Source organism: Ensifer sp. M14, from assembly GCF_003355565.1.
Lineage (GTDB): Bacteria > Pseudomonadota > Alphaproteobacteria > Rhizobiales > Rhizobiaceae > Ensifer.
This window is the reverse complement of sequence record NZ_QJNR01000004.1, coordinates 3,823,126-3,847,163: the sequence shown is the minus strand read 5'-3', so window position 1 is coordinate 3,847,163 and position 24,038 is coordinate 3,823,126. Positions and strand designations below refer to the sequence as shown.

Below are 24,038 nucleotides of genomic sequence, written 5' to 3'. Positions count from 1 at the left end.
CGTCAGACGGCCCCTCCGGGCGCCAGCCGGTAGTCGCCAAAAAGGGAGGGCGGCCCGTCGGTATCGACGCGCCCCTGTTCGACGAGGTCTTCGAGATGCGCCAGCACGGAGAGGGCGGCCGCGCCGTGCAATCGGATGTCGGTGGAGGCATAGATCACCTTGACCATATCCGCGATCTTGCCGTCGCCGGCGCGCACGCGCTCCAGCACCGCACGTTCGCGCATCCGGCGGTGGGCGCGCAGCCCCCTCAGGAACGAGGCCGGTTCGATGACGGGGCCGCCATGGCCCGGCAAATAGAGCCGATCGTCGCGCGCAAGCAGTTTTTCCAGCGACGCCATGTAGTCCGCCATGGCGCCGTCCGGTGGCGCGACGATCGTCGTCGCCCAGGCCATGACGTGATCGGCAGAAAACACCGTGCCGGTACCCTCGAGCGCAAAGGCCATGTGGTTGGCGGTGTGGCCGGGGGTGGCAAGCCCCGTCAGCGCCCAACCGTCGCCTTCGATCCGCCCGCCATCGGCAAGCACGACATCAGGCGAAAATTCCATGTCGGAACTCTCGGCAAAGGGATTGATCTCGCCGACGTGCAGCGGGCGCGCAGCGCGGTGCGGCCCTTCACCGACGATCGTTGCGCCGGTTGCGGCCTTGAGCCGGCGTGCCAGCGGCGAGTGGTCGCGATGGGTGTGGCTGACGGCGATGTGGGTGACCTCGCGTCCCTTGAGCGCCGCCATCAGCGCCTGGAAATGCGCCTCGTCGTCCGGCCCGGGATCGATCACGACCACCGAGCGGTCGCCGACGATATAGCTGTTGGTGCCGTGAAAAGTGAAAGGCCCAGGATTGTTGACGGTGATGCGCTGCACCCCGTCGGCAACGGTCACAGCCTCACCATGCGCCGGCTTGAAGTCGAGATCGAAGTCGGGGCCTTGCATGCGTCTTTTCCTGGTCTTCACTTGTATTCGATCTCGATGAAGGCCATCGGTTCGCTGCCGGCATTGACGACATTGTGCGCCATGCCGGCCTCGCGCCGGTAGGCGGCGCCCTTGGCGATATCCACCCGGCGGCTGCCGCCGTCCTCCTCCAGCAGAAACTGGCAATCGGTCATCGGCACGACGACATAGCCGAGGCCACGGACATGGTGGCCGGTATCGGCGCCGGGCTCGAAGTCCCATCGGGTAATGCGCACCACCGCGTCATCGACAAGAATGCTGGGTACGGCGGGCGGGCGGGCGCGAAACTGGCTCATAGAGGTCTCCATTCGCGCCGGAGAATAGGAGGGGATGTGGGGGAAGGGAAGGGCACCGCCGCGCCAGATGCTGGCATTTCGCGCACGACAAAACCAATATGCGTGACAAAGCCGAACAAAACCGCGCATACCGCAAACTTAATCATTGTGACGCGGCACGAGCTTTGATAATCAGGCGCTCGATTTGGCGCGAATGTTCTCCGTCAACTCCGTTGGGGCGTCGCCAAGCGGTAAGGCACCGGTTTTTGGTACCGGCATTCCCAGGTTCGAATCCTGGCGCCCCAGCCATATTTTCCCTCAGACAGTGCTCAACGTTCTTTCGTGCCCCGATTGCCATGTCCGGCATGGCACCCATCGTTGTTCGCGTATTGGTCCGTCCCGGAAGCAAGCATGGTCGGTTCAGTGTAGTCAGCCCGCGCCGCGCGGGTCGTTCGTCTTCATCGGCGCGCTGCGACAGTCACTCGCTCCGTCCGCTCCGCTATCCGCCGCCGAAATACAAAACCCGCCAACGGACGCTGGCGGGTCTGGAATGTCTGGATTGTTATGCGCTCGGCAATCAGCTCGCCGGTGTTGCCGGCTTTTCCTGCTTGGCGCCGCCGAGGAATTCCTCGCACCAGCTTGGGCCGCCGGCGCGCTTGTGGTCGCCGAGGAGGCGGATCGAGCGGATGACATAGTCCGACGAGACGGTCAGTTGAACCGAGCAGCTCAGGTATTCCGTGCGGGCCGGGGAAATGCGTTTGCCGCGCTTGCCGTCCTTGCCGGTTTCATACTGCGCCGGGACCTTGCGGGTCTTGTAACCGCCCTTCCAGTTGTAGACGGTGGAGCTGCCGCTTTCGACATCGGAGAGCGGAGGGCCATACTGGGCGAAGAAGCCGCCGGCCGGCTGACCGAGCCAGCGGGATTCGACCGCGTTTTTGGAGATCCCCGTCGTCGTGGTGCAGCCTGCGAGCGCAAGCGCGAGGCCTGCCACCGTCATCATGCGGAAGTTCATGTTTTCGTCCCTTTGGCTCTCGTTCGGAAATAGGCTTCGCGCGCAGGCCTCAATCCCCTGAGTTTGCGCGCTTTCCGCTGAGCCTCTAGCGCCAAAAGCCTGCAAAGAAAATCCGCTGTCTGCATTCTATTTCAGGAAAATGCGAAGCGTTGCAGAAAGGCCCTACTTGGCCTCGCAGCCTCACGGCAACGTGAACGGTTGGAGCCGATTCACGCCTCTTCGCCCGCCGCCGTGAACATGCGAACGGTTGCGGCACAGCGATTCGAACAGCTCGTCCTGACAGGTCTGGTCAGCAATGCCTTTTGGGCGGCGTTCACGCTCTTTTCGTGCTGATGCGCGGGCGCGATTTGCTCCGATGCGTCCGACGAGGGAAGCTCGGCTGCCCGGCCTATTCGCCGATCAGCTTGCAGCCGATCTTGGTAGCGCTCCCGGCGATCGCCTTCAGCGGGCCGTCATAGACGTCACAGTCGAGCAGGTTGTCCGGGCCGCTGCGACGGGCGGAGTAGACGTTGATGTTGACGAGGGGCTCGCCGTCCTTGACCCAATGCAGCCGTGTTTCGATATCGCCCTTGCCGGCAATTGCCACCGTCGCCGGTTCGCCGTCTCGTTCGGTCCTGTCTTCGCCCAGATCGATCATGCCGATCTGGTCGGCGTGCTCTTCGGCGCCCGGCGCCGGCTCGCCGGAGTAATAGGCCGCAATCACGATCCCTTCCTTGAGCGCCTGAAGTTTGCTCGCGGCGGCTTGTGAGAAGGACAGATCCACTTCGAAGCCCCAGGGGGCTGCAATATCGGCACCTGCCGTACCGGGCACCAGGCCGGCAACGACGATCGCGGCAAGCGAAACAGAACGGATCGGCGGCATTGACGTACTCCTTGGCGATAGCGGGCAAGCACCTGAAGCCGGTGCATTAGACAAGCAACACAGGCAATCCCCGTCAAGGGGCGTCTCGCTCGGTAGCGATCGTCTTCGGTTCTGGCCGATATTTGGTGTGAAGGCCGTATCAAACAGGAGGTGGATCACCGTTGCCGCCTCGGTTTTCCACTGGCCCTGCTCATTATTGCGTGACCGAGAATGTTTTTCGCAATAGGCGCTTGTGCAATCCAAATGCCTGTTCTATAGAGGCGCCGCTGGTCACGGAGTGTAGCGCAGTCTGGTAGCGCACCACGTTCGGGACGTGGGGGTCGGAGGTTCGAATCCTCTCACTCCGACCAGCTTGAAACCCCGCATTTGCGGGGTTTTTCATTTTATCTCATGTCTCTGCAAAACGCTGCCGTGATTTTCATCATTGCATTGGCATGAACTGCTATGTTCAATCGGCTGAAGCGCCCCGCCTGACTGCCATAGCATCGCCGACGCTTCACGCCCCAGCGACAAGAAAGCCCAGGACTGCACAAACTACGGACAGGGCTCGTTCTAAGCCTTGTCCGACGCTTTAAACATTGGATGTCGATGGCTTTCAGTCAATCGGCGGTTTGGGCCGTCAACACTCCGTACTTCCGAGCGAGCTTTTCGAGGACATCCAGACTCTGGTCAATCTGCTGACTCGTTGAGGATGAAACGGAAGCGAACCTCTGATTGCCTTACAACAGGGCAAGCAGGTGAAGCGGTGTATACGCCCTCGTCATACATTTCTTTGCCCATTTGCAGAAGTGTATCGGACACGCGAACAAAGACCGGAATGATCGGACTGGTACCGCCTCCGATATCAAAACCGAGAACGCGTAGCCTGTCGCGCATGTAGGAGACCTTCGACCAAAGGAGCTCAAAATCTCTGGCGTCTCCTCGATCATCTCCGTACTCGCGATGATTGCGGCAACGTCCGCGGGCAGTGTCGCGGCTTGAAAGAGAAGTGCGTTTGTCTCGACTTGAAGACGTGTCTTGAAAACGTGCGACGTGGCCACACCGCCCCCAATTGGTCCCGTACCCTTCGGCGGGATCGTCATCACAAAATCGACCTTATCGGTGATCCCGAGCTTCGAATTCAATGTTCTTGTGCGGTGCAGCCCGAATGAGTGCACTTCATCGCCGAACAACAGGAATTTTTGATGGTCTTTAAGCTCTACGATCGCGTGCAGGGGGCTCTGAAACGACGTGTCTTTAGCACTGCAAGAATAATAGAATCTTCTCATGTACGCAGAAGTAGTGTTATGACTTGAGGTCAGTGGACGATTTTGAGGGGCGTAGCGGTGACTATCGCCAACAGGAGGAATGTAATGTTCCAGTCAAAATTTGCACGTTCTGGTTATGTTTTGGGTTCGGTCATGGCACTTCTTCTGGCTGCCCCTGTCTCCGCCGAGACGGCCAATCCACTCCTCGACCTCAACGCCGCCAAAGGGGAGCATTTCCACCCCCAGGGAAAACCTGCATCTGCCGCGACACTGGAGCTTCGCAAGAGCGTGAAGGCGGGGCTGCCTTTCGAAGATGAGCGCGATTTCGAGGAGCACCGCCGCGGTTTCCTGAAAACACCGCCCTTCACCAAAATCATGGCCGATGCCGGACATATCGCATGGGACATGGAAAGCTACCAATTCCTATTGCAGGGCAAGGATTTTCCAAGCATTCATCCTTCGCTGCAGCGCCAGGCCATCCTCAATATGGGCTACGGTCTGTATGAGGTCCTGCCAGACAAGATTTACCAGGTCCGTGGTTTCGATCTCGCCAACATCACCTTCATCAAGGGAGACACCGGCTGGATCGTCTTCGACCCAGCGACCACCGCGGAACCCGCGCGCGCGGCGCTCAAATTCATCAATGACACTCTGGGCGAGCGACTTGTCACGGGTGTGGTCTATTCACATTCGCACATCGATCACTTTGGCGGCGTGCGTGGCGTGGTCGATGAAGCCGACGTGCGGGGCGGGCGTGTACCGATCATCGCGCCTGAACATTTCCTGCATGAGGCCATTTCGGAAAATGTGTTCGCGGGCAACGCCATGAGCCGTCGCAGCCGGATACAGTATGCGACCATCCTTGCCCGGAATCCGCATGGTCATGTCGATCAGTCGATCGGCAAGAATGTTTCGGCCGGCGCGCCGGGCCTTATCGCGCCAACGGTCAGCGTCAGCCAGCCGTTCCAGGAAATTTCGGTCGATGGCGTGAAGATGGTGTTTCAGAATACGCCAGACACGGAAGCACCGGCAGGGATGAACACGTGGTTCCCTGAATGGAAGGCCTTCTGGGCAGGCGAAAATGTCACCGCGACCATCCACAACATCTACACGCTGCGCGGCGCACCGGTCCGCAATTCGTTGAACTGGTCCAAGGAGATCAATGCGGCAATCTACAACTTCGCCGATATGGAAGTACTGTTCGCCTCGCACAGCTGGCCGCGATGGGGCAATGCCCGTATCATGGAAGTTCTGCGCGCCCAGCGCGATCTTTATGCCAACATGAACAATCAGGCGCTGCATCTTGCCAACCAGGGTGTAACGATCAACCAGGTGCACAACACCTATGAAGTGCCCGAGAGCCTGCAGCGGCAATGGGCTGCGCGCAGCTATCACGGAGCGGTGAAGAACAACGTCCGCGCTATCATCAACCGCTTCCTGGGCTTCTGGGATGGCAACCCGGCCAATCTGGACCCCTTGTCGCCAGCGGACATCGCGCCGCTTTACGTTGAGATGATGGGAGGCGCACAGCCCATTCTCGCCAAGGGACGCGAACTAAATGCTGCCGGGCGTTACCGGGAATCCGGGGAAATCCTGTCGCGGCTGGTATTCGCGCAACCGACCAATCAGGATGCCCGCAACCTGTTGGCCGATGCCTTTGAACAACTGGGATACCAAAACGAAAGCACCAGCTTCCGGAACACCTACCTCCAATTGGCCGCCGAACTGCGCACCGGTATTGCCGCAGGCATCGCCGCTAACGCCAATGGCCCTGACGTCGTCCGGGCCATGGCGACCGAGCAGTGGCTCGATTTCCTTGGCATCAGCATGGACAGCCGCAAGGCCGAGGGGATGCACTGGACCATCAATCTGGTCACACCCGACAATGATGAAAAGTTTCTCGTCGAAATGTCGAACGCGACACTCACCAATATCAAGGGCTTCATCAAGTCCGACGCAGAATTGACCATCACACTCAACCGATCCGACCTCGATCAGGTGATGGTGGGTGCAAAAACCTTTGAACAGCTTGAAACAGAGGGTCATGCGCGGTTCGAAGGCGACCGCCGACCGTTCAATGAACTGCGCTCTATCCTTACGGTTTTCACGCCCGACTTTGAAATTTTCCCGGCGACGGCCAATGCTCGCTCGGTTCCCACCGACGTGAAGCCGTTTCAATTCGGTGGCGATCTAATGTCCGTGGTGGAATAGGATCACGCAACGATGCGGATGTGGCCAAGGTGGGCGCATACCGCAAACGGATCAACGCCAATGACCCTGGTCAGGCAGTACCGGCCAGGCACGGTCACCGACCGCAAGACGCACATGCCCATCGGCGAGATGCCATATGCGGCTGCCCATCACAAAGCCAGGTATGCAGGAAAGCGCTGAAAGTCGTTCGTCGTCTGCTTCGGGCCGATGCCGCCGAAGGGCAAGGGGCGAATTGGATTTCCACTGACCTCGCTCGCCAGGTTGCGTGAGGCGAAAGAACAAGCTGACGCTTCGCAAGCATCAACCTCAAATCTTCGAAGGCATAGAGCGACCTCCCAATCGTTTCGGGCGCGCACTTTGCAGCCCGATCGCGCCGCTTGTCGAACAACGGTGCATGACTGGATGTTCGACTTGTCTAACTATAACTAAGGGTTGTAGTCTCGGTGGCTACATTGTTGTGCTTGTCGAAAGGTGGGGGAATGTTGATCAGGCGGGCAATAGCCGCATCGGTGCTGGTTCTGGCGAGCCATGGTGTGGCGCAGGCACAGAGCTGCGAAAAGAACTTCAAGGTATCCGGTGTGCCGTTGGTGACGGCTATCAGCTACAAGACCTGGCAGGAATTCGCCAAGCTGAAGCCTGAAACCGCTTTGCAACGGCTGGCTCAAGGCGTTGCCGCCGAAGGGTTCTCGGGCATCAAGGTCGATAAGTCACTCGGCACTGTCGACGCGTTTCAGGAAACGACCGGTTCCGGCCGTATACAAACGTTGCGGGTCGTCGCCCGCAAGCGCGGCGCCGGCACGCGCGTCGATGCCATCTTCGATATCCAGGCCGGGCAGATGACCTCCAAGGACATCGTGCGCGACGGCCTCTGTAACATCATTCGCTCGGCGACGGAGTAGTCGCCGTCGCACACCCAGATGCCGCGAGCAGGCGAGTAACTTCGGCTGCTCCATCATAGCCGCATCGACGGGGCGGGCGTTTTCAGCCCTGCTTTTCCAAAGCCTTCAGGACCGACTGGCCGATCGCCTGCGCCTGCAGCATCGAGGAGAAGTTGCCCTGGGCCGGGTGGGTGACGCCGCGATACTTTACGACGAAGCACCATTTGCCGTTCGAGCGCTTTTCGACGGTCACGGTCGTCTCCGGTTTTTTGTCCGCGGTCATCTTCGTCTCCTTGAGATCCTGCGCGTCGTCGCGCCAGACCTGCCTGATATCCGCATGTCGCGGTTGATGTCCAGATGCGTCTCGTTTGTGTCTGATGTCACGTCGTGATCGACACAATGTTGCGACCTCTGACGGATTTTTGTTCGAAACGTGTTGAAGCAACCGGGCCTGACGCCTAGACAGCCGTCATCACGTCAAGGAGTAAGATTTTGAAGGCAGTCGCATCGTTTTCCCAGTTTGTCGGACGTACTTTCGCGCTCTGGGTCATTCTTTTCGCCGTTCTCGGCTTCGTTTTTCCGGATATTTTCAAGCAGATCACGCCCTACATCGTCACGCTGCTCGGCATCATCATGTTTGGTATGGGGCTCACGATTTCGCTCGACGATTTCAAGGAGGTCGCCAAGCGCCCGTTCGAGGTCGGTATCGGCGTCATCTCGCAGTTTCTGATCATGCCGTTGCTTGCGGTGCTGCTGACCGCCATCATCCCGATGGCGCCGGAAGTGGCCGCCGGCGTCATCCTCGTCGGCTGCTGCCCGGGCGGCACCTCGAGCAACGTGATGACATACCTTTCGAAGGGAGACGTCGCGCTGTCGGTGGCCTGCACCAGCGTCACGACGCTTCTGGCGCCGGTGGTAACGCCGTTTCTCGTGTGGACATTCGCCAGCCAATATCTGCCTGTTGATGCGATGGCGATGTTCATGAGCATCGTCAAGGTCGTGCTGGTGCCGCTGGCGCTGGGCTTCCTGCTGCAGAAACTGCTGCCGGGCCTGGTCAAGGCTGCCGTGCCGGCATTGCCGCTCGTTAGCGTCGCGGGCATCGTGTTGATCGTCGCCGCCGTTGTCGGTGCCAGCAAGGGCGCGATTGCCAGTTCCGGCCTGCTGATCTTCGCCGTCGTCGTCCTGCACAATGGCCTCGGCTATCTCCTGGGTTTCTTCGCCGCCAAGGCTGCCGGTCTGTCGCTTGCCAAACGCAAGGCGATCGCGATCGAGGTTGGCATGCAGAACAGCGGCCTCGGCGCCGCTCTGGCGAACGCCTACTTCTCTCCAGTGGCCGCGGTGCCGAGCGCGATCTTCAGCGTCTGGCACAACATTTCCGGCGCGCTGCTCGCCAACTATTTCGCCAGCCGCACGGAAGATGAAGATGCCGAGCCTGCGGTCAGCGCCCGCTGATCAGGGATGATGCATTGGAAGACAGGAGAGGGCTCGCAAGGGCCCTTTTCTTTGCCTGACCAGGGCTCCTGGCATTGTTGGTCAGGCGGACTGTCCCACGACGTTTGGCAACGGTGAAACAGCCCTATCGATCATCATGATCGACGCGCCAACTTACAAATGCATCGACATATTTAAACCCTCAAATTTTATGGCCGCTGCTCAAGGTGAAGCAATTGCAAGCTGTGTGCCGTTTCGGCACGGGGCGGCACGAAGATCGTCGCGACCATTGCCGGGCGTTTGTGTCGCGCGAGCCGGGACCATGGGGATCAATGTGTGCGTTCGGCGCAGCGCCAGCGCGTGCCGCCGAAATACGCGCACGCCGCAAGCAAACCGTTATTGTTCAATTGGAGACGGCATGTTCACCGAATGACGTCTTATCGCAGTGAACAATAAAGGCGATATTGTCCTCAACAATCGTTCTCCCCGTGAGGCTCAGATGTTGAAGGAACCGATAGTCACATTCCGCGAGATCGCCATATGGTCCGCCATCCTCGGCAGCGTCGTCGGCTACCAGCTTTGGCAGCACGCCGATCCCGCCCCGCTGACGATGGTGCTTCCGAGCATCGAGCAGCGGTCGTGATTTGCTGCGCGATTCCCTAGATCGAAATCGATGTAAGCAGGAAAATGGTTAGCATTACAGCGCCTTTGGGCGTCCTGTTTGACGCGCTGCGCTGGAGACGCACTCCAGCGCAGGTCGGTGTTACTGCTCCGGCATACCGTTGCGCCGAGCGGCCTGCAGCAACTCGATCTCGTCGGCCGTCGGGCCGAACTGGCCCTGAAGCCGTCTTGTCTCCTCCGCGTCGAGCCGGTACTTCCGTGCGAAGGCCTCGATCGTCATGGCCCGCCCAAGAAAGCCACGGCGCGGTGCGTCTTCCCGTTCATGCTCCAGCATCATGGCTACTCCTCCTTCCCCGTCCATGGAAAGTAGCGCAGCAGTCAATTTCGGAAAGATGCGTTGGCGCAATTCAGCGAGGCGTCGCGCAGATCCGTCGAAACGAAAAAGGGCCCACGCAGGCCCTCTTTCTTATCCTGGGTGACCGGCGATCAGCCGTCAATCGTGTCGATGATCTCGCTCGCCCGGCCGGCGCTGACGCGACGTACTTCGGCGTCCTCGCGACGAGCCGCAAACAGCTCGGTTGCCATCAGCTGATCGGCAAGATCGGCCGGTAGCGACAGGATCACACGCGCATCTTCCGTATGAATGCCGCCAAGCGCCGAGCGTTTGGCCGTGATCATGCCGCCGGCCACCGTGTTGTTGGTGTCGGGATCGATCAGGATGAAGGCGCCGGTCGTGCGGTTCTGCTCGTAGGGGTCGAAGATCGCCTGTTCGTCAAAGGCCAGGTGAACCTTGCCGATGGCGTTCATCGCCAGTTGCTCGGCCGGTTCCCACTTGCCGGTCTTCAGGTCCAGCTGGCTTGCGGGTTGCACCTGGACACGTTGGCGGCGGCTGCCGCTTTTCAGCCAGTAGCGCTTGCCCGGCTGGATGCCGTCAGGCTGCAGCGCAACGATCTGGGCGTCGAAGGCAAGGCCCGTCAGGGGCTGGCTGTCGATGGCGACGATCATGTCGCCACGCGAAACGTCGACCTGACGATCGAGCACCAGCGTGATGGCGTCTCCCGCCACCGCCGCATTGCGCACCAGGTCGAAGGTGACGATCTTGGTGACGTTGGCGACCATGCCCGAGGGCAGGATGACGACGCTGTCGCCGGGTTTCACCGAGCCGCCGGCAACCGTTCCCTGGTAGCCACGGAAGCTTTCGCCCGGACGGGAGACGCGCTGTACCGGCAAGCGGAAGCCAACGGTCTGGGACGAGCGTGTCGTCGCCAGTTCAAGCACTTCAACCAGTGTCGGGCCGTCGTACCAGGGCATGGAGGCGAGACCGTCGTAAACGACGTTCTCGCCCTTCAGCGCTGAAAGCGGAATGGCCGTGACCTGGCGCACGCCGAGCGACAACGCCAGCTCACGAAACTCGTGGCTGATCTGGTCGAAGCGGGCGCGGTCATAGTCCGTCAGGTCGATCTTGTTGACCGCCAGGACGAACTGCTTGATGCCCATCAGCGTCGCGATGGTCGCGTGGCGCCGGGTCTGTTCGAGCAGACCGACGCGAGCGTCGACCAGCAATATCGCGAGGTCGGCTGTCGAGGCGCCGGTTGCCATGTTGCGGGTGTACTGCTCGTGGCCGGGCGTGTCGGCGACGATGAAGGAGCGCCGGTCGGTTGAGAAGTAACGATAGGCGACGTCGATGGTGATGCCCTGTTCGCGCTCGGCCTGGAGACCGTCGAGCAGCAGCGCGAAGTCCGGCAGGCCGAGATCGTTCTGCTTGCCGCTGGAATCACGCCTGAGAGTCGCCGCCTGGTCTTCCTTGACCGCCTTGGTATCCCAGAGCAGCCGGCCGATCAGCGTCGACTTTCCGTCGTCGACCGATCCGCAGGTGATGAGGCGAAGGGGACGGCTGTCGCGCGTGGCGCGTGCCGTTTCGGAGGCCGGAAACGCCAGAACCTGGCCGGCTGCGTCTTCCTGAACGGCATTCGCTGTTGCTGGTGCGGTCATCAGAAATATCCTTCGCGTTTTTTCTTTTCCATCGAGCCGGATTGGTCACGGTCGATGGCGCGGCCCTGACGTTCGGATACGGTCGCGGTTTCAAGTTCGGAGATGATGTCGTCGAGCGAGGTGGCTTCGGAGCGGATGGCGCCGGTCAGCGGGAAGCAGCCGAGCGTGCGGAAGCGGATCACCTCTTCGCGCTTGGTTTCATCAGGCAAAAGCTCGAGGCGGGGATCTTCGGCAAGGATCATCATGCCGTCGCGTTCGACGACCGGGCGTTTCTTGGCGAAATAAAGCGGCACGATCGGGATGTCTTCCGCCTGGATGTAGCGCCAGATGTCGACTTCGGTCCAGTTCGACAGCGGGAAGGCGCGCACGCTCTCGCCCTTGCGCACCATGCCGTTATAGACGTTCCAGAGCTCGGGGCGCTGGTTGCGCGGATCCCAGCGGTGGTCGGGGGTGCGGAAGGAGTAGATGCGCTCCTTGGCGCGTGAGGCTTCTTCGTCGCGGCGCGCGCCGCCGAAGGCTGCGTCATACTGGCCAGCATCAAGCGCCTGGCGCAACGCCTCGGTCTTCATGATGTCGGTATAGAGCGCCGAACCATGGCTGAACGGCGTGACGTTTTCCGCAGCACCGCGCGGATTGACGTGCTCGATCAGGTCGAGGTCGTAGCGCTTCACGATCTCGTTTCGAAACGCGATCATCTCGGAGAACTTCCAGCCGGTATTGACGTGCAGCAGCGGGAAGGGGACGCGGCCGGGATAGAAGGCCTTGCGTGCCAGGTGCAGCAGCACCGAGGAATCCTTGCCGATCGAGTAGAGCATGACAGGCCGGTCGAACTCGGCGGCCACTTCGCGGAAGATGTGGATCGCTTCGTTTTCCAGCGCCTTCAGATGCGGGTCAAGCGGCGGCTTGGTGCTCTGCGGGTTGTGCAGTTCCGTTTCCGGATGGGTCAGGGGCATTTCAGTCTCCGGGAGGATCTTGTCTTTTGAGGAGTGCGCCTGCCCTCAGGCGGCGCTGCTCGTATTCGGGATGGCAGAGGTGGCTGCCTCGGGGACGTGAAGACCGCATTCGCGCTTCTCGTCGTTTTCCCACCACCACCGGCCGGCCCGTTCGGGCTCGCCCGGCTTGATGGCGCGGGTACAGGGTTCGCAGCCGATCGAGGGATAACCGCGGGCATGCAGCGGGTTCACAGGAACGCCATTCGCGGTAACGTAAGCACGGATAGTTTCGATGTCCCAGTCGGCCAGCGGATTGATCTTGATCAGGCCGCGTTCGTTGTCCGCTTCGGCAAAGGGCGTCGCCGCCCGGTTGCCGGACTGGCCGCGGCGAAGTCCCGTCACCCAGTAGCTGGCGCCTTCGAGTGCGCGCGCAAGCGGCTTCAGCTTGCGCACGTCACAACAGGCGTGCCTGGCTTCGACGCTGTCGTAAAAGCCATTGGCGCCATACTGCGCGGCATAGGCGTCAACGTCGGCGCTTTCCGGGTGAAACCGCTTGATAAGGATGCCGTAGGTCTCTTCCGTCTTGTCGATCAACGCCACCGTCTCGTTGAAGAGGCGGCCAGTCTGCAGCGTCGCGATGTCGACGGTGAGCTTGTTCTCGCCGATCGCAGCCGTGATCACCTGGTCTTCGATGCCGAGCGACGTGGTAAAGACGGCGCGGCCTTCGAGGTCGGCGACGAGCGCGAGACGTCCTGCGAGGTCCAGGCCTTCAAGCGCTTCGTTCAAAGCTTTTGCGGTGGCGTCGAGGGGTGACGTGGTCATGGCTGCGTCCTGTTCCAACTTAGTCGGAATATCGCAGCCGGGCGCGGCGAGGGACAGAAATAGCGGTTTCTAATGCTGCACGTTTGGAGCAAATCTGCCTCTCAGATCGAAAAGCAGTGAAAAACGCAAGATAAGCTAGTAAATTACTAGACTTTATACTTCCTTTCGCGTCGCTGGCCTGGCCATTACATGAAAAAGCGCGGGCCTTGCGGTCCGCGCTCCAATCGGTGATTGGCATTCGCGCCGGCTAGAATTCTGCCCAGCCCTTTTCCTGTTCGGCCGCAGGACTGCGGTAGGCGGCGGCAAGCCGACGGTTGAGCGTGCGCGCTGGCGAAGAGGCCGCCTGCTCGGCGGATCCGGCTGCGACGAGATGCACCGGATGCGCCTGGCCATTGCCGGTCTTGAAGCGCATCAGCAGCTCGTTGAGCGCACCGGCCTCGCGCGCGAGGCTATGGCTTGCGGCCGTCGACTGCTCCACCATCGCTGCATTCTGTTGCGTGCCCTCGATCGAATTGACCGCCGTGTTGATCTGCTGGATGCCGGCCGATTGCTCGCGGGCGCTTTCGACGATGGCCGTCACATGGGCGCTGATCTCCTGCACTTCGGCGATGATGCCTTCGAGCGCGGTTCCGGTCTCGCGGACAAGGCTGACGCCGGATTTGACCTGGGCGCCGGAGGTGGCGATCAGCGCCTTGATCTCCTTGGCGGCCTGGGCCGAGCGTTGGGCAAGCTCTCGGACTTCCTGGGCGACGACGGCAAAGCCCTTGCCGGCCTCGCCGGCACGCGCCGCCTCGACGCCGGCGTTGAGTGCCAGCAGGTTGGTCTGGAAGGCGATGTCGTCGATGACGCCGATGATGCTGGAGATCTCGCGGGAGGATGCCTCGATGCCGCTCATGGCGGTGATCGCGTTGCCGACGATTTCTCCGGATTTCTCGGCCGCGCCGCGGGTTCTGGTCACCAGGCTTCCGGCCTCCTCGGCTCGCCGGCTTGCATCCGCCACGGTGGTTGCGATCTGATCGAGCGCTGCGGCCGTCTCCTCGACGGAGGCTGCCTGCTGTTCGGTCCGTTTCGACAAGTCGCCCGCCGCCGAGCGGATTTCGCTGGCGCCGGCATTGATGCTGCGGGCATTGTCGCCGACTGAGCGCAGGGCGTCTTCCAGATTGCCGACCGAACTGTTGAAGTTGGTGCGAAGCGCGTCGAGCCGCTCGGCAAGCGCCGTGCGGATACGATAGGTCAGGTCGCCTTCGGCAAGGCGATCGAGCCCGAAGGCCAGCGCTTCGACGGCCGCCTGCACTTCTGCCGTTTCCCTGGCCTTTTGCGCCTCGCGCTGTTCGCGCTCGCGCTCCGAAAGCGAGCGGTTTGCCTCCGCGTCCTGTTCCAGTCTTTGGCGTTCAAGCGCATTGTCGCGGAACACGGCGACGGCGCCTGCCATCTGGCCGATTTCATCCCGGCGCCCTTCGCCATAGATCAACGTCTTGAGGTTGCCGGCGGCAAGCTGCCGCATCGCTTCGCGCAGCTTCGAAAGCGGTTGGAAAAGTCCGGAGATGACGAACCACACCGTTGCTGCGAGTGTTGCCAGTGCGAGGCCGGCTATGACTGTTTGCCAAAGTGTCAGGTTATCCTTCTCGTCGATCGCCGCCCTGAGTTCATTGTTTGCCTCGGAAAGCTGCAGCTTGATCAGTTCGCTGATCGGCACGGCGAGGGGATCGACTGCGGGGTAGAGCCTGTTGTCGACGAAGCGCTCAAGTTCCGCCTTGTCCTGGCGATCGAGGATCTGCATGAGCGCGCGGATCGAAGCGTCGCTGGCCGCCCGCGCACTATCGAAGCTCTCCGCGAGCCTCTTTTCCTCAGGCGTCAATTTGGTCGCCTCGTAGGCGCGCCATTGCGTGTCGATCGTGGAGAGGGCCGCGGTGATCGCTTCTTTGCCGGCGCCCCAGCCGAGGGCGTCGCTGCGCACCTTGTGGGTGGTGTCGACGATCTCGACGGCATACATGTCCGACACGGTCTTCAACTGGTCGACCGGTACCAACCGATCGGCAACGATGGATTCGGTGCGTTTGGAAATCGATGTCATCGCATTGAATGCCGTGACGATCATGACCAGCATGGCCACGGCGAGCAGCGACAAACAAATAAGCAGGCGTGCTTTGATTGTCATGGAAACGCTCTTCGGTTGCCCGCAAGGCAAATTCGTCCTCGTCCGATGGCTGCGGACGCGCCGCTTAGACATCAGTTGGCGTTCTTGCCTTGGCAAGGGAGATGACGATGGTCCGATGGAGCACGCAAAATCGTTGCAGCCGATTGCCGTCATGGCACATCCGCCAAGCGTTCACTCCGTCTGATATAGACATAACAACCGGAGATTAAGAATGGCTAAATTTTAAGCTGCTGAGCAACGTTTATGCAACCATTAGTTCGCGATTGGTGACGTGGCCCCCCGTCCGTCCGCAGAATGCCGCTGCCTCGCTCAAGATTTGTTGAACGACAGATGCTTTCGCATCCGGCGCTTCGGGTTCAATCTTCAGATCTCCAAGGCAAATGAAGGAGTGGTCGATGTTCGCGTTCTTTCCTCGCCGCGTTTTTGTCGGAAGCATGGTTTCTATGCTCCTGGTCACCGGCGCCTATGCCCATCACGGCTGGTCCTGGGCCGAAGCCGACCAGATCGAACTGTCGGGCACGATCCGGGAAATCTCGATGGCACCGCCACATCCGACGCTTCACGTCGAAACCGAAAAGGATGGTCTCTGGCGCGTCGAGTTGGGTAATCCCAGGCAGACGGAACGGTCCGGCTTTGTCGAAGGTGTCGCCAAGGTCGGTGATCAGATCGTTGTCCTCGGCAATCGCTCGCTCGACCCGAGCGAGAAGCGCCTGAAGGCGGTCCGCGTCAGCGTTGCCGGAAAAACCTTCGATATCTATCCGGAACGCATCCGGACCGGTGGATGAGCGCGGCCGAGCTGCTTGAAGCGATCGCGGCCTGGCCGCTGGCATCGGCGATGCGTCGATCCGCGATCCTCTATCTCTTCATCAATGCGGCGCATATCCTGGCTATCGCGCTTCTGGTCGGCGCTATCGTGCCGCTCGATCTGCGGCTGCTTGGCTTCTTCGGCAACACGTCGCTGGACGTGCTTGGACCGTTTCTTTCGCGCGCTGCCGCGGTCGGTCTGGTCTTTGCGGTTGTGACCGGCTTCTGTCTCTTCAGCGTGCGACCGTTGGCCTATGCCACGAATGCTGCCTTCCTCGCAAAGATCGGTCTGCTCGGGGTTGGCGCCGTCAATGCAATGAGTTTGCATCTGGGCGGTGCCTGGCGGGCCGCCGTAAATGGCGACCCGGTCTCATGGCGTCTTCGCGTATCCGCAGCCGTCTCGCTGACGGTGTGGCCGGCAGCACTTCTTGCTGGGCGCTGGATCGGTTTTCTCTGACGCCGATCCTATCGCTCGTTTGCCGTTCTCCACGCGGGGACGACCGGCTCCCGCTCGACCGTTCTGCCACGCACGAACTGCAACGTGGCCTCGGCGACGCGTTGGCCGAGATGCCGTGCTGTGGCGAGATCGGATGGCGGCGGCGCGAGATCGGCCCCCTGGTCGACGTTCGACTGGGCGCCGGCGCCCAGCCAAAAGCCCAGCCGGTTGAGATCATCAGCTGATCCGGTGGTCGAGTGGTTGGCCGGCGGCAGATCGAGGTTGATCCAGTGCATGCCGTGCTGGGCAGCAAAGAGTGCGAGCTGCATCAGCGTCGCGAGCTTGTCGCCGGAAGCGGTTCCCGAATTGGTGAAGCCAGCGGCGATCTTGTCTTTCCAGAGATAGCCTTTGGCCATTACAGCGTTGGAACTCGCTTCCTGAAAAGACTTGAACGCGGCCGACGGGCCTCCGACATAGGTTGGCGTGCCGAAGATGATCGCCTCGGCCGAGAGCAGATCGCTCCAGCGCGCCGGTGTGTCTTCAACGGTCAAGAGCAGGCACGACGCGCCGTCGACCCGCTCGATACCGGTTTTGACAGCGTCAGCCTGCCGTGCCGTGTGTCCGTAGCCGCTGTGGTAGATGACGGCGATGCATATGTTGCTCATGGTTCGGTCTCCTTTGGTTTTGGTGGTGGATTTGTCGCGCGAGCGAAGGCGCGCGCCGTCGGCGCGTGCCAGGTTTGCTGAAGCGTTGGTCAGGGTCGGTTGACGGAGCTGTCGGCTCCAACGATTTTTAGGGCGCGGTCACCTGCCGTTCAGTGAACGGCAGGGCCACTGAAATGTCGCAGCGTTTCCGGGAGATGTTTGAGCTTCTCCGGATTGCGGGTGACGTAGATGGCGGTGATCCGATCCTGCTCGATCTCAAGGGCAGTGGTCTGCAGGATCTCTCCATCTTCGATGGTGATGAAACCGGGCAGCCCATTGATGAAATCGTAACGCACCAGCCGCGACATCGTCTGGGCAAAGATCAGCGCCAGCGAGGCGTGTAGCTTCATCACCTTGTCGAGGCCGACGATCGGCCGTCTTGGTGCCACCGTCTTGCCGCCGCCATCGGCATAGACGATCGCCTCGGTCGCAAGCAGCGAACGAAGCTGCTGCATGTCGCCGCCACGCGACGCCGCGAAGAAGGCGGAGGCGATTTCCAGGCCCTGTTCCCGTGGCATCGCAAAGCGGCGGCGGGCATTGCGGATATTGACGCGGGCGCGGCTGGCGAGCTGGCGGCAGGCCGCCGGCTTGCGGCCGATCGTCTCGCCAATTTCATCGAAGCTGACGCCGAAGACATCGTGCAGCAGGAAGGCTGCCCGTTCGAGCGGCGACAGGCGTTCCAGCGCCATCATCAGCGGCAGGGTGATGTCGTCGAGATCGTCGCTCTCCTCGACGATCGGTTCCGGCAGCCAAGGCCCGAGATAGGTTTCGCGCCGGCACCGTGCCGATTTCAACTGATCGAGGCAAAGGCGTGTCACGATCCGGCGCAGAAACGCCGATGGTTCCTTGACGGTCACGCGGTCGGCATCGAGCCAGCGCAGGAATGCCTCCTGCACGATATCCTCGGCCTCGCTGACCGAGCCCAGCATCCGATAGGCAATGCGGATCAGTCGCGGACGCAGCGGGTCGAAGCTCGTTTTGATGTCTTCGTCGGTCATCTCGGTCATCACATCCCCCACTGCCGTGCGGTGCAGGCGGTCAAGCAATGGCCAGCGCGCATGCGGAGCCATGATGGCATTGCCGCAGCGGTTGCGACAAGCGGATCGAGCTTCGCTGTCATGTTCGTCTCCTTCATCTCGGGCACTTGAGAAGACAGGACGAGATAGCGTCAATGAATGTGACATGCCGCAGACGTTGCGGCAGTCGAATGCCGGGGAAAACGTGCCTCGTGGCGCAGGCGATCCTACCTGTCGCTCACCGCCCAGCGCGGGTTGATCCACGGCTCCTGGTTGGACCGGGCAAGCGGCTGCTTGCCGAGGATGTGGTCGGCGGCTTTCTCGCCAGTCATGATCGAGGGGCTGTTGAGGTTGCCGTAGGTCACGTGCGGGAAGATGGAGCTGTCAGCGACGCGCAGACCATCGACGCCGATGACGCGCGTCTCCGGGTCGACCACCGCCATCGGATCGTCCTTGGCGCCCATCCGGCAGGTGCCGCTGGGGTGGTAGGCGCTCTCCAGATGTTCGCGCAGGAAGGCGTCGATCTCGTCGTCGGTCTGCACCTTCTCGCCCGGCTGGATTTCCGGCCCGCGATACTGGTCGAAGGCCTGCTGGCCGAAGATCTCGCGGGTGAGGCGCACGCAGTGGCGGAACTTCTCCCAGTCCTCCGGATGGCTCATATAGTTGAAGCGGATGACCGGGTCGGCCATCGGATCGGAGGACCGCAGGGTGACGTTGCCGCGTGACTTCGACAGGTTGTAGCCGACATGCACCTGGAAGCCATGGCTCTTGGCCGCAGCCTTGCCGTCGTAGCTGATGGCGACCGGCAGGAAGTGGTACTGGATGTCGGGCTGCCTGACGCCCGGCGCCGAGCGCAGGAAGGCGCAGGCCTCGAACTGGTTGGAAGCGCCGAGCCCGCCCTTCGACAGCAGCCATTGCGCGCCCGCGACACCCTGCCAGAACCACGGCAGCCAGGAATAGAGCGAGACGGGCTTGGTCGACACCTGTTGGAAATAAAACTCCATATGGTCCTGAAGGTTGGCGCCGACGCCGGGGCGGTCGACCTTGACCTCGATGCCCATCTCCTTCAGGTGCTGCGCCGGGCCGATGCCCGACAGCATCAAGAGCTTCGGCGAGTTGAAAGAGGAGGCCGAGACGATCACCTCGCGGTTCGCCTTGACGATCTCGATCTTGCCGCCGCGCTCGATCTCGACGCCGGTCGCCCGGCCGTTCTCGATCACCACCTTGCGGGCAAAGCAGCGCAGCAGCGAAACGTTTGGCCGCTTCATCGCAGGCCGGAGATAGGCGTTGGCGGCCGACCAGCGGCGACCCTGCCAGACGGTCTGCTCCATCAGGCCGAAGCCTTCCTGCTTGGAGCCGTTGTAGTCGTCGGTAAGCTCGAAGCCCGCCTGCTTGCCGGCCTCGATGAAGGCGTGGAACAGCGGGTTCTTCACCGGCCCACGCTTGACGTGCAGCGGCCCATCGGTGCCGCGCCAGCCGGGCTCGCCGCCGTGCGAATGCTCCATGCGCTTGAAGTAGGGAAGCACGTCGGCATAGGCCCAGCCGCGTGCGCCCAGATCTTCCCAGCGGTTGAAATCCTCGGCATGGCCGCGCACGTAGACGAGGCCGTTGATCGAGGACGAGCCGCCGATGACCTTGCCGCGTGGCGCGGTGATGCGCCGGTTACTGAGGTTCGGCTCGGGCTCGGAGTGATAGCCCCAGTTGTAGCGCTCCATGCTCATCGGCCAGGCGAGCGCTGCCGGCATCTGGATGAACGGCCCGATATCGGAGCCGCCATATTCGAGCACGAGCACCGAATGCTTGCCGTCCTCCGACAGGCGGTAGGCGAGCGCCGAACCGGCCGAGCCGGAGCCGATGATGATGTAATCTGCCTGCATGATCGTGCTCTTTCTTGTCCCTGGATGCCCCTCATCTGGCTGCCGCCACCTTCTCCCCGCTTGAGCGGGGCGAAGGCAAATGTGGCGCGGGCTCGATCCCTTCGGCGCCTCCCTGAAGCCTAATCCGTTACGAGGCCTTATGGCGTGCCACATCCCCTCTCCCCGCGAGCGGGGAGAGGGCTAGGGTGAGGGGCAGTTGATTTCTCAGTACGGCGCCTGCACCGGGCTCATACCGACATAGACGGTCTTCAACTCGCTATAATGATTGAGCGCGGCCACGGAGTTCTCGCGCCCGAAGCCGGATTGCTTGGAACCGCCGAAGGGGATCTCGACCGGGCAGAGATTGTAGGTGTTGATCCACAGCGTGCCGGCTTCGAGCTGGTCGACCACCCGGTGAGCGCGGGTGATGTCGGCGGTGAAGACGCCGGCCGACAGGCCGAATTCGGTCGCGTTGGCGCGCACAACGACCTCGGCTTCGTCGTCGAAATCGAGAACGCACATCACGGGGCCGAAGATTTCTTCGCGCGCGATCGTCATGTCGTCGGTGACGTCGGCAAAGACGGTCGGCTGGATATAGGTGCCTTCAGCGCTGACCGCGTTCGGAATGCCGCCGCCGGTCACGAGACGTGCACCCTCGGCTTTGCCCTTTTCGATGTAGGAAAAGACCTTGTCGCGTTGCGCCCCCGAAACCATCGGTCCAAGCTGGGTCGCCTCATCCATCGGGTCGCCGATGATGATTGCTTCGGTGCGGGCCTTCAGGCGATCGAGGAACGCGTCCTTGATACGCCTCTGCACGAAGACGCGGGTGCCGTTGGAGCAGACTTGGCCGGTCGAATAGAAGTTGCCGAGCATGGCGCCGCCGATGGCGCTTTCGAGGTCGGCATCCTCGAAGACGATCAGCGGCGACTTGCCGCCGAGCTCCATCGTCACGTGTTTGAGTTCGGCCGCGGCTGCCCCCGCCACTTTCTTGCCCGTCGGCACCGATCCGGTCAGCGACACCTTGGCGACGTCAGGATGGTTGACCAGCAGTGGCCCGGTTGTGCGATCGCCCTGGATGACGTTGTAAAGGCCCTTCGGCAGGCCGGCCTCGATCAGAATCTCGGCGATCTTGAGAGCGCCGAGCGGGGTGTTTTCCGAAGGCTTGAAGACCATGGCGTTGCCGGCGGCAAGCGCCGGCGCGCCCTTCCAGCAGGCGATCTGCTGCGGGTAGTTCCAGGCACCGATACCGACGCAGACGCCCAAGGGCACGCGCTTGGTATACGCGAAGTCGCCGCCGAGCGGGATGTAGTCGCCGTTGAGCGCTGTGGCGATGACGCCGCCGAAGAACTCGAAACTATCGGCGCCCGACGTCGGATCGGCGACGATCGTCTCCTGGATCGGCTTGCCGGTGTCGAGCGTCTCGAGCTCGGAAAGCTCGCGGTTGCGCGCGCGCATGATCTCGGCGGCGCGCTTCAAGATGCGGCCGCGCGCCGTCGGGCTCATGGCCGCCCATTCCGGCTGGGCGCGCTTGGCAGCGGCTATCGCCTTTTCGACGATGGCGGGCGTGGCCGCGTGCAGCCGGGCGATCACCTCGCCGGTTGCGGGATAGATGCTCTCGATGACGGTGCCGGCGACATCCTCGATATACTCGCCATCGATGAAGTGCGAGGCTTGCGGTTGGGCTCTCATGTCATTCTCCCCGCGGATAGCGTTTGGATTCCTCGATATTGTCGAGGTTCATGTGGTTGCGCATGTAGCGCTCGGATGCTTTTTGCAACGGCTGGTGATCCCACGGATAGTAGGCGCCGTTCCTCAGCGCCTCGTAGACCACCCAGCGCCGGGCCTGGCTTTCGCGCACGGAGGCATCGAAGGCCTGCATGTCCCAGTGGGCGGCGCGCATTTCCTGGAACGCCTGCAGCGTTGCCGCCTGCACCGGCGTTTCCGGGTTGGCCGCGAGGTTCTTCAGCTCCAGCGGATCGGCTTCGAGATCATAGAGCTGATCGGGGTCGAGTGCGCAGTGGATGTATTTCCATTTGCCCTCGCGAATGGCGACCAGCGGTGCGTAGGAGCCTTCCGCCGCGTACTCCATCAGCACCGGCTCGGTGCGTTCCTCGCCGTTGATGGAGGGCACCAGGCTGATACCATCGGTCCAGGGCTTCACTTCATCCATCGAGATGCCGGCAAGATCGCAAAGCGTCGGCGTCACGTCGAGGTTCGATGTCGGAGCGAGGTGCAGCCCGGGCGTAACACCGGGGCCCGCCACCATCAGCGGCACACGGGCCGAGCCCTCGAAGAAATTCATCTTGAACCACAGGCCACGTTCGCCGAGCATGTCTCCATGGTCCGAGCAGAACAGGATCAGCGTGTTGTCGAGCATCCGGGTGCGCGTCAGCGTATCGACGAGTTCGCCGACCTTCTCGTCAAGATAGGAAATATTGGCGAAATAGGCGCGCCGTGAGCGGCGGATATTGTCCTCGGTCAGGTCGAAATTGCCGTAGTCGCAGGAATGCATGATGCGTTTGGAATGCGGATCCTGTTGATCCTCCGCCAGCATCCCGACCTCGGGCAGAAGATGCGCGCAATCCTCGTAGAGATCCCAGAATTTTTTGCGGGCGACATAGGGGTCGTGAGGATGCGTGAAGGAGACGGTCAGGCACCAGGGGCGACGGTCGGCGTCGTCGTTTTCGCGCGACAGCTGGTAGAGCTTCTGGTTGGCGAGGAAGGCGACCTCGTCGTCATACTCCATCTGGTTGGTGATCTCGGCGGTGCCGGCGCCGGTGACGGAGCCGAGATTGTGGTACCACCAGTCGATGCGTTCGCCCGGCTTGCGATAATCCGGCGTCCAGCCGAAATCGGCCGGGTAGATGTCGGTCGTCAGCCGCTCCTCGAAACCGTGCAACTGGTCCGGTCCGACGAAATGCATCTTGCCAGAGAGCGCGGTGTAATAGCCGGCGCGGCGCAGATGATGCGCATAGGTCGGGATCGACGACTGGTATTCGGCGGCGTTGTCGTAGACACGGGTCCGGCTCGGCAATTGCCCCGCCATGAATGAGGCGCGGGCCGGGGCGCAGAGCGGCGACGAGGTATAGTTGTTGCGGAAGCGGGCAGAGCGGGCGGCAAGGGCTTTCAGGTGTGGCGCATGCAGGAATTCCGCCGGGCCGTCGGGAAAGAATTTTCCGTTCAGCTGATCGACCATGATGATCAGGATATTCGGTCTGGCGGTCATGGGGCCCGTCCTTGGCGGTGGAGCTGGTCGAGATGCGAGGTGACGTAGTCTTCCGTCAGCGCGATCGAGGCTTCGATGCCGATCGGCGCGGAGCGCAGACTCTGGCGGATGTAAAGCCCGTCGATCATCGCAGCTGCGCCTTCCGCGATGCGTTCCGCGTCATCGACGGGACAAAGCGACTTGAGGCTTGCCATCAGGTTGGAGCGTAACCGGCGGGCATAGACGACGAGGAAATGGCGCACGTCTTCCGATCGCTGCGCCTCCGAGTAGAAGGCAAGCCACGCGGCGATGGTGTCGGGGGCAAACTGGTTCGCCTGGAACGAAACCCGGATCAGTGCGCTCAGCTTTTCGCGCGGCGTCGTTGCCGCATTCAACGCCGTCACCGTATCGTCGCGCAGCTGCCTTAGAAGACTGCGCACGGTTTCGATCAGCAATTGTTCCTTGCTGCCGAAATAGTGATGGGCAAGGGCAGGGGAGACACCGGCGCGACGGGCGATGTCGGACATGGTCACGGCAAGCGTACCCTGGTCGCCGATCACACGCAGCGCCGCGTCCACCAGCGCCTTGCGGCGCACCGGTTCCATTCCGACCTTGGGCATCCGTCTCTCCCT

At 61.7% G+C, this 24,038-nt stretch carries 22 protein-coding genes and 2 tRNA genes; 8 read left to right on the top strand and 16 right to left on the bottom strand.

Annotated features, from left to right (window positions below; genetic code table 11):
* Positions 1–2: 2 nt before the first annotated feature.
* Positions 3–926, bottom strand: a complete 924-nt coding sequence (locus BLJAPNOD_RS18750; protein ID WP_115420770.1) for an MBL fold metallo-hydrolase — start codon at positions 924–926, stop codon at positions 3–5.
* Between the two features lie 17 nt (positions 927–943).
* Positions 944–1,240 carry a cupin domain-containing protein gene (locus tag BLJAPNOD_RS18745; protein WP_115420769.1) on the bottom strand — a complete coding sequence of 99 codons (297 nt, stop codon included), beginning with the start codon at positions 1,238–1,240 and terminating at the stop codon, positions 944–946.
* A gap of 213 nt (positions 1,241–1,453) precedes the next feature.
* Between BLJAPNOD_RS18745 and BLJAPNOD_RS18740 the strand changes: the two genes are divergently transcribed.
* A tRNA-Gln gene (locus BLJAPNOD_RS18740) sits at positions 1,454–1,528 on the top strand.
* 268 nt (positions 1,529–1,796) lie between these two features.
* Here the strand turns inward: BLJAPNOD_RS18740 and BLJAPNOD_RS18735 are convergent.
* A complete protein-coding gene (locus BLJAPNOD_RS18735; RefSeq protein ID WP_115420768.1) occupies positions 1,797–2,231 on the bottom strand; it encodes a hypothetical protein in 435 nt (144 codons plus the stop codon).
* A 388-nt stretch (positions 2,232–2,619) separates the two neighbouring features.
* The gene (locus BLJAPNOD_RS18730; RefSeq protein WP_077504142.1) at positions 2,620–3,093 is read right to left on the bottom strand and encodes a hypothetical protein; all 474 of its coding nucleotides are present in this window, start codon (positions 3,091–3,093) and stop codon (positions 2,620–2,622) included.
* Positions 3,094–3,366: 273 nt separating this feature from the next.
* Here BLJAPNOD_RS18730 and BLJAPNOD_RS18725 point away from each other — a divergent pair.
* The 3 genes from BLJAPNOD_RS18725 (at position 3,367) to BLJAPNOD_RS18710 (ending at position 7,450) form a co-directional block, all read left to right on the top strand.
* Positions 3,367–3,443: transfer RNA gene (locus BLJAPNOD_RS18725), tRNA-Pro, on the top strand.
* Positions 3,444–4,445: 1,002 nt separating this feature from the next.
* On the top strand, positions 4,446–6,551 hold the full coding sequence (locus BLJAPNOD_RS18715; RefSeq protein WP_244610967.1) for an alkyl sulfatase dimerization domain-containing protein: 2,106 nt from the start codon (positions 4,446–4,448) through the stop codon (positions 6,549–6,551).
* 479 nt (positions 6,552–7,030) lie between these two features.
* Positions 7,031–7,450 carry a hypothetical protein gene (locus BLJAPNOD_RS18710; protein ID WP_115420766.1) on the top strand — a complete coding sequence of 140 codons (420 nt, stop codon included), beginning with the start codon at positions 7,031–7,033 and terminating at the stop codon, positions 7,448–7,450.
* A gap of 82 nt (positions 7,451–7,532) precedes the next feature.
* Here the strand turns inward: BLJAPNOD_RS18710 and BLJAPNOD_RS18705 are convergent, their stop codons facing one another.
* On the bottom strand, positions 7,533–7,712 hold the full coding sequence (locus tag BLJAPNOD_RS18705; RefSeq protein ID WP_115420765.1) for a hypothetical protein: 180 nt from the start codon (positions 7,710–7,712) through the stop codon (positions 7,533–7,535).
* A 209-nt stretch (positions 7,713–7,921) separates the two neighbouring features.
* On the opposite strand from BLJAPNOD_RS18705, the gene BLJAPNOD_RS18700 reads away from it, so the two are divergent.
* Together BLJAPNOD_RS18700 and BLJAPNOD_RS35645 are read left to right on the top strand one after the other, a co-directional pair.
* Positions 7,922–8,881 (top strand): bile acid:sodium symporter family protein, encoded by a 960-nt coding sequence (locus tag BLJAPNOD_RS18700; protein WP_077504137.1) that lies wholly within the window; start codon positions 7,922–7,924, stop codon positions 8,879–8,881.
* 478 nt (positions 8,882–9,359) lie between these two features.
* A complete protein-coding gene (locus BLJAPNOD_RS35645; RefSeq protein ID WP_199565964.1) occupies positions 9,360–9,503 on the top strand; it encodes a hypothetical protein in 144 nt (47 codons plus the stop codon).
* Positions 9,504–9,623: 120 nt separating this feature from the next.
* Here the strand turns inward: BLJAPNOD_RS35645 and BLJAPNOD_RS18695 are convergent, their stop codons facing one another.
* From BLJAPNOD_RS18695 to BLJAPNOD_RS18675, 5 genes are all read right to left on the bottom strand, one after another.
* Positions 9,624–9,818 carry a hypothetical protein gene (locus BLJAPNOD_RS18695; protein WP_115420764.1) on the bottom strand — a complete coding sequence of 65 codons (195 nt, stop codon included), beginning with the start codon at positions 9,816–9,818 and terminating at the stop codon, positions 9,624–9,626.
* Between the two features lie 149 nt (positions 9,819–9,967).
* Positions 9,968–11,473, bottom strand: coding sequence for a sulfate adenylyltransferase subunit CysN (gene cysN / locus BLJAPNOD_RS18690; protein WP_115420763.1), 1,506 nt, complete (start codon positions 11,471–11,473; stop codon positions 9,968–9,970).
* Complete coding sequence (cysD, locus tag BLJAPNOD_RS18685) at positions 11,473–12,426, bottom strand: sulfate adenylyltransferase subunit CysD (RefSeq protein WP_115420762.1); 954 nt, start codon at positions 12,424–12,426, stop codon at positions 11,473–11,475. The genes cysN and cysD overlap by 1 nt, the downstream gene beginning before the upstream one ends.
* Positions 12,427–12,471: 45 nt before the next feature.
* A complete protein-coding gene (locus BLJAPNOD_RS18680; RefSeq protein ID WP_115420761.1) occupies positions 12,472–13,227 on the bottom strand; it encodes a phosphoadenylyl-sulfate reductase in 756 nt (251 codons plus the stop codon).
* A gap of 247 nt (positions 13,228–13,474) precedes the next feature.
* The gene (locus BLJAPNOD_RS18675; protein WP_115420760.1) at positions 13,475–15,385 is read right to left on the bottom strand and encodes a methyl-accepting chemotaxis protein; all 1,911 of its coding nucleotides are present in this window, start codon (positions 15,383–15,385) and stop codon (positions 13,475–13,477) included.
* A gap of 395 nt (positions 15,386–15,780) precedes the next feature.
* On the opposite strand from BLJAPNOD_RS18675, the gene BLJAPNOD_RS18670 reads away from it, so the two are divergent.
* Together BLJAPNOD_RS18670 and BLJAPNOD_RS18665 are read left to right on the top strand one after the other, a co-directional pair.
* The gene (locus BLJAPNOD_RS18670) at positions 15,781–16,170 is read left to right on the top strand and encodes a DUF6152 family protein (protein ID WP_115420759.1); all 390 of its coding nucleotides are present in this window, start codon (positions 15,781–15,783) and stop codon (positions 16,168–16,170) included.
* The gene (locus BLJAPNOD_RS18665) at positions 16,167–16,646 is read left to right on the top strand and encodes a DUF2214 domain-containing protein (protein ID WP_115420758.1); all 480 of its coding nucleotides are present in this window, start codon (positions 16,167–16,169) and stop codon (positions 16,644–16,646) included. Before BLJAPNOD_RS18670 ends, BLJAPNOD_RS18665 begins: the two co-directional genes overlap by 4 nt.
* Positions 16,647–16,654: 8 nt before the next feature.
* Here the strand turns inward: BLJAPNOD_RS18665 and BLJAPNOD_RS18660 are convergent, their stop codons facing one another.
* From BLJAPNOD_RS18660 to betI, 6 genes are all read right to left on the bottom strand, one after another.
* The gene (locus tag BLJAPNOD_RS18660; RefSeq protein WP_077504129.1) at positions 16,655–17,290 is read right to left on the bottom strand and encodes a flavodoxin family protein; all 636 of its coding nucleotides are present in this window, start codon (positions 17,288–17,290) and stop codon (positions 16,655–16,657) included.
* Positions 17,291–17,439: 149 nt separating this feature from the next.
* Positions 17,440–18,336: a sigma-70 family RNA polymerase sigma factor gene (locus BLJAPNOD_RS18655; RefSeq protein ID WP_115421361.1), complete on the bottom strand. Its 897-nt coding sequence runs from the start codon at positions 18,334–18,336 to the stop codon at positions 17,440–17,442.
* 236 nt (positions 18,337–18,572) lie between these two features.
* The gene (betA, locus tag BLJAPNOD_RS18650) at positions 18,573–20,222 is read right to left on the bottom strand and encodes a choline dehydrogenase (RefSeq protein ID WP_115420757.1); all 1,650 of its coding nucleotides are present in this window, start codon (positions 20,220–20,222) and stop codon (positions 18,573–18,575) included.
* A 204-nt stretch (positions 20,223–20,426) separates the two neighbouring features.
* On the bottom strand, positions 20,427–21,890 hold the full coding sequence (gene betB / locus BLJAPNOD_RS18645) for a betaine-aldehyde dehydrogenase (RefSeq protein WP_115420756.1): 1,464 nt from the start codon (positions 21,888–21,890) through the stop codon (positions 20,427–20,429).
* A 1-nt stretch (position 21,891) separates the two neighbouring features.
* Entirely contained in the window at positions 21,892–23,427 is a 1,536-nt protein-coding gene (betC, locus tag BLJAPNOD_RS18640) for a choline-sulfatase (protein ID WP_115420755.1), read from the bottom strand.
* The gene (gene betI / locus BLJAPNOD_RS18635) at positions 23,424–24,026 is read right to left on the bottom strand and encodes a transcriptional regulator BetI (protein WP_115420754.1); all 603 of its coding nucleotides are present in this window, start codon (positions 24,024–24,026) and stop codon (positions 23,424–23,426) included. Before betI ends, betC begins: the two co-directional genes overlap by 4 nt.
* Between the last annotated feature and the right edge of the window lie 12 nt (positions 24,027–24,038).

What these genes read in the sequence shown, in the direction of transcription:
- BLJAPNOD_RS18675 (WP_115420760.1), bottom strand. Translation starts at nt 15,385, where the DNA reads ATGACAATCAAAGCACGCCTGCTTATTTGTTTGTCGCTGCTCGCCGTG.
- BLJAPNOD_RS18655 (WP_115421361.1), bottom strand. Translation starts at nt 18,336, where the DNA reads ATGACCGAGATGACCGACGAAGACATCAAAACGAGCTTCGACCCGCTG.
- BLJAPNOD_RS18710 (WP_115420766.1), top strand. Translation starts at nt 7,031, where the DNA reads ATGTTGATCAGGCGGGCAATAGCCGCATCGGTGCTGGTTCTGGCGAGC.
- BLJAPNOD_RS18660 (WP_077504129.1), bottom strand. Translation starts at nt 17,290, where the DNA reads ATGAGCAACATATGCATCGCCGTCATCTACCACAGCGGCTACGGACAC.
- BLJAPNOD_RS35645 (WP_199565964.1), top strand. Translation starts at nt 9,360, where the DNA reads ATGTTGAAGGAACCGATAGTCACATTCCGCGAGATCGCCATATGGTCC.
- BLJAPNOD_RS18735 (WP_115420768.1), bottom strand. Translation starts at nt 2,231, where the DNA reads ATGAACTTCCGCATGATGACGGTGGCAGGCCTCGCGCTTGCGCTCGCA.
- cysD (WP_115420762.1), bottom strand. Translation starts at nt 12,426, where the DNA reads ATGCCCCTGACCCATCCGGAAACGGAACTGCACAACCCGCAGAGCACC.
- BLJAPNOD_RS18715 (WP_244610967.1), top strand. Translation starts at nt 4,446, where the DNA reads ATGTTCCAGTCAAAATTTGCACGTTCTGGTTATGTTTTGGGTTCGGTC.
- cysN (WP_115420763.1), bottom strand. Translation starts at nt 11,473, where the DNA reads ATGACCGCACCAGCAACAGCGAATGCCGTTCAGGAAGACGCAGCCGGC.
- betI (WP_115420754.1), bottom strand. Translation starts at nt 24,026, where the DNA reads ATGCCCAAGGTCGGAATGGAACCGGTGCGCCGCAAGGCGCTGGTGGAC.
- BLJAPNOD_RS18730 (WP_077504142.1), bottom strand. Translation starts at nt 3,093, where the DNA reads ATGCCGCCGATCCGTTCTGTTTCGCTTGCCGCGATCGTCGTTGCCGGC.
- BLJAPNOD_RS18665 (WP_115420758.1), top strand. Translation starts at nt 16,167, where the DNA reads ATGAGCGCGGCCGAGCTGCTTGAAGCGATCGCGGCCTGGCCGCTGGCA.
- BLJAPNOD_RS18705 (WP_115420765.1), bottom strand. Translation starts at nt 7,712, where the DNA reads ATGACCGCGGACAAAAAACCGGAGACGACCGTGACCGTCGAAAAGCGC.
- betC (WP_115420755.1), bottom strand. Translation starts at nt 23,427, where the DNA reads ATGACCGCCAGACCGAATATCCTGATCATCATGGTCGATCAGCTGAAC.
- BLJAPNOD_RS18750 (WP_115420770.1), bottom strand. Translation starts at nt 926, where the DNA reads ATGCAAGGCCCCGACTTCGATCTCGACTTCAAGCCGGCGCATGGTGAG.
- BLJAPNOD_RS18745 (WP_115420769.1), bottom strand. Translation starts at nt 1,240, where the DNA reads ATGAGCCAGTTTCGCGCCCGCCCGCCCGCCGTACCCAGCATTCTTGTC.
- BLJAPNOD_RS18695 (WP_115420764.1), bottom strand. Translation starts at nt 9,818, where the DNA reads ATGATGCTGGAGCATGAACGGGAAGACGCACCGCGCCGTGGCTTTCTT.
- BLJAPNOD_RS18680 (WP_115420761.1), bottom strand. Translation starts at nt 13,227, where the DNA reads ATGACCACGTCACCCCTCGACGCCACCGCAAAAGCTTTGAACGAAGCG.
- betA (WP_115420757.1), bottom strand. Translation starts at nt 20,222, where the DNA reads ATGCAGGCAGATTACATCATCATCGGCTCCGGCTCGGCCGGTTCGGCG.
- BLJAPNOD_RS18670 (WP_115420759.1), top strand. Translation starts at nt 15,781, where the DNA reads ATGTTCGCGTTCTTTCCTCGCCGCGTTTTTGTCGGAAGCATGGTTTCT.
- betB (WP_115420756.1), bottom strand. Translation starts at nt 21,890, where the DNA reads ATGAGAGCCCAACCGCAAGCCTCGCACTTCATCGATGGCGAGTATATC.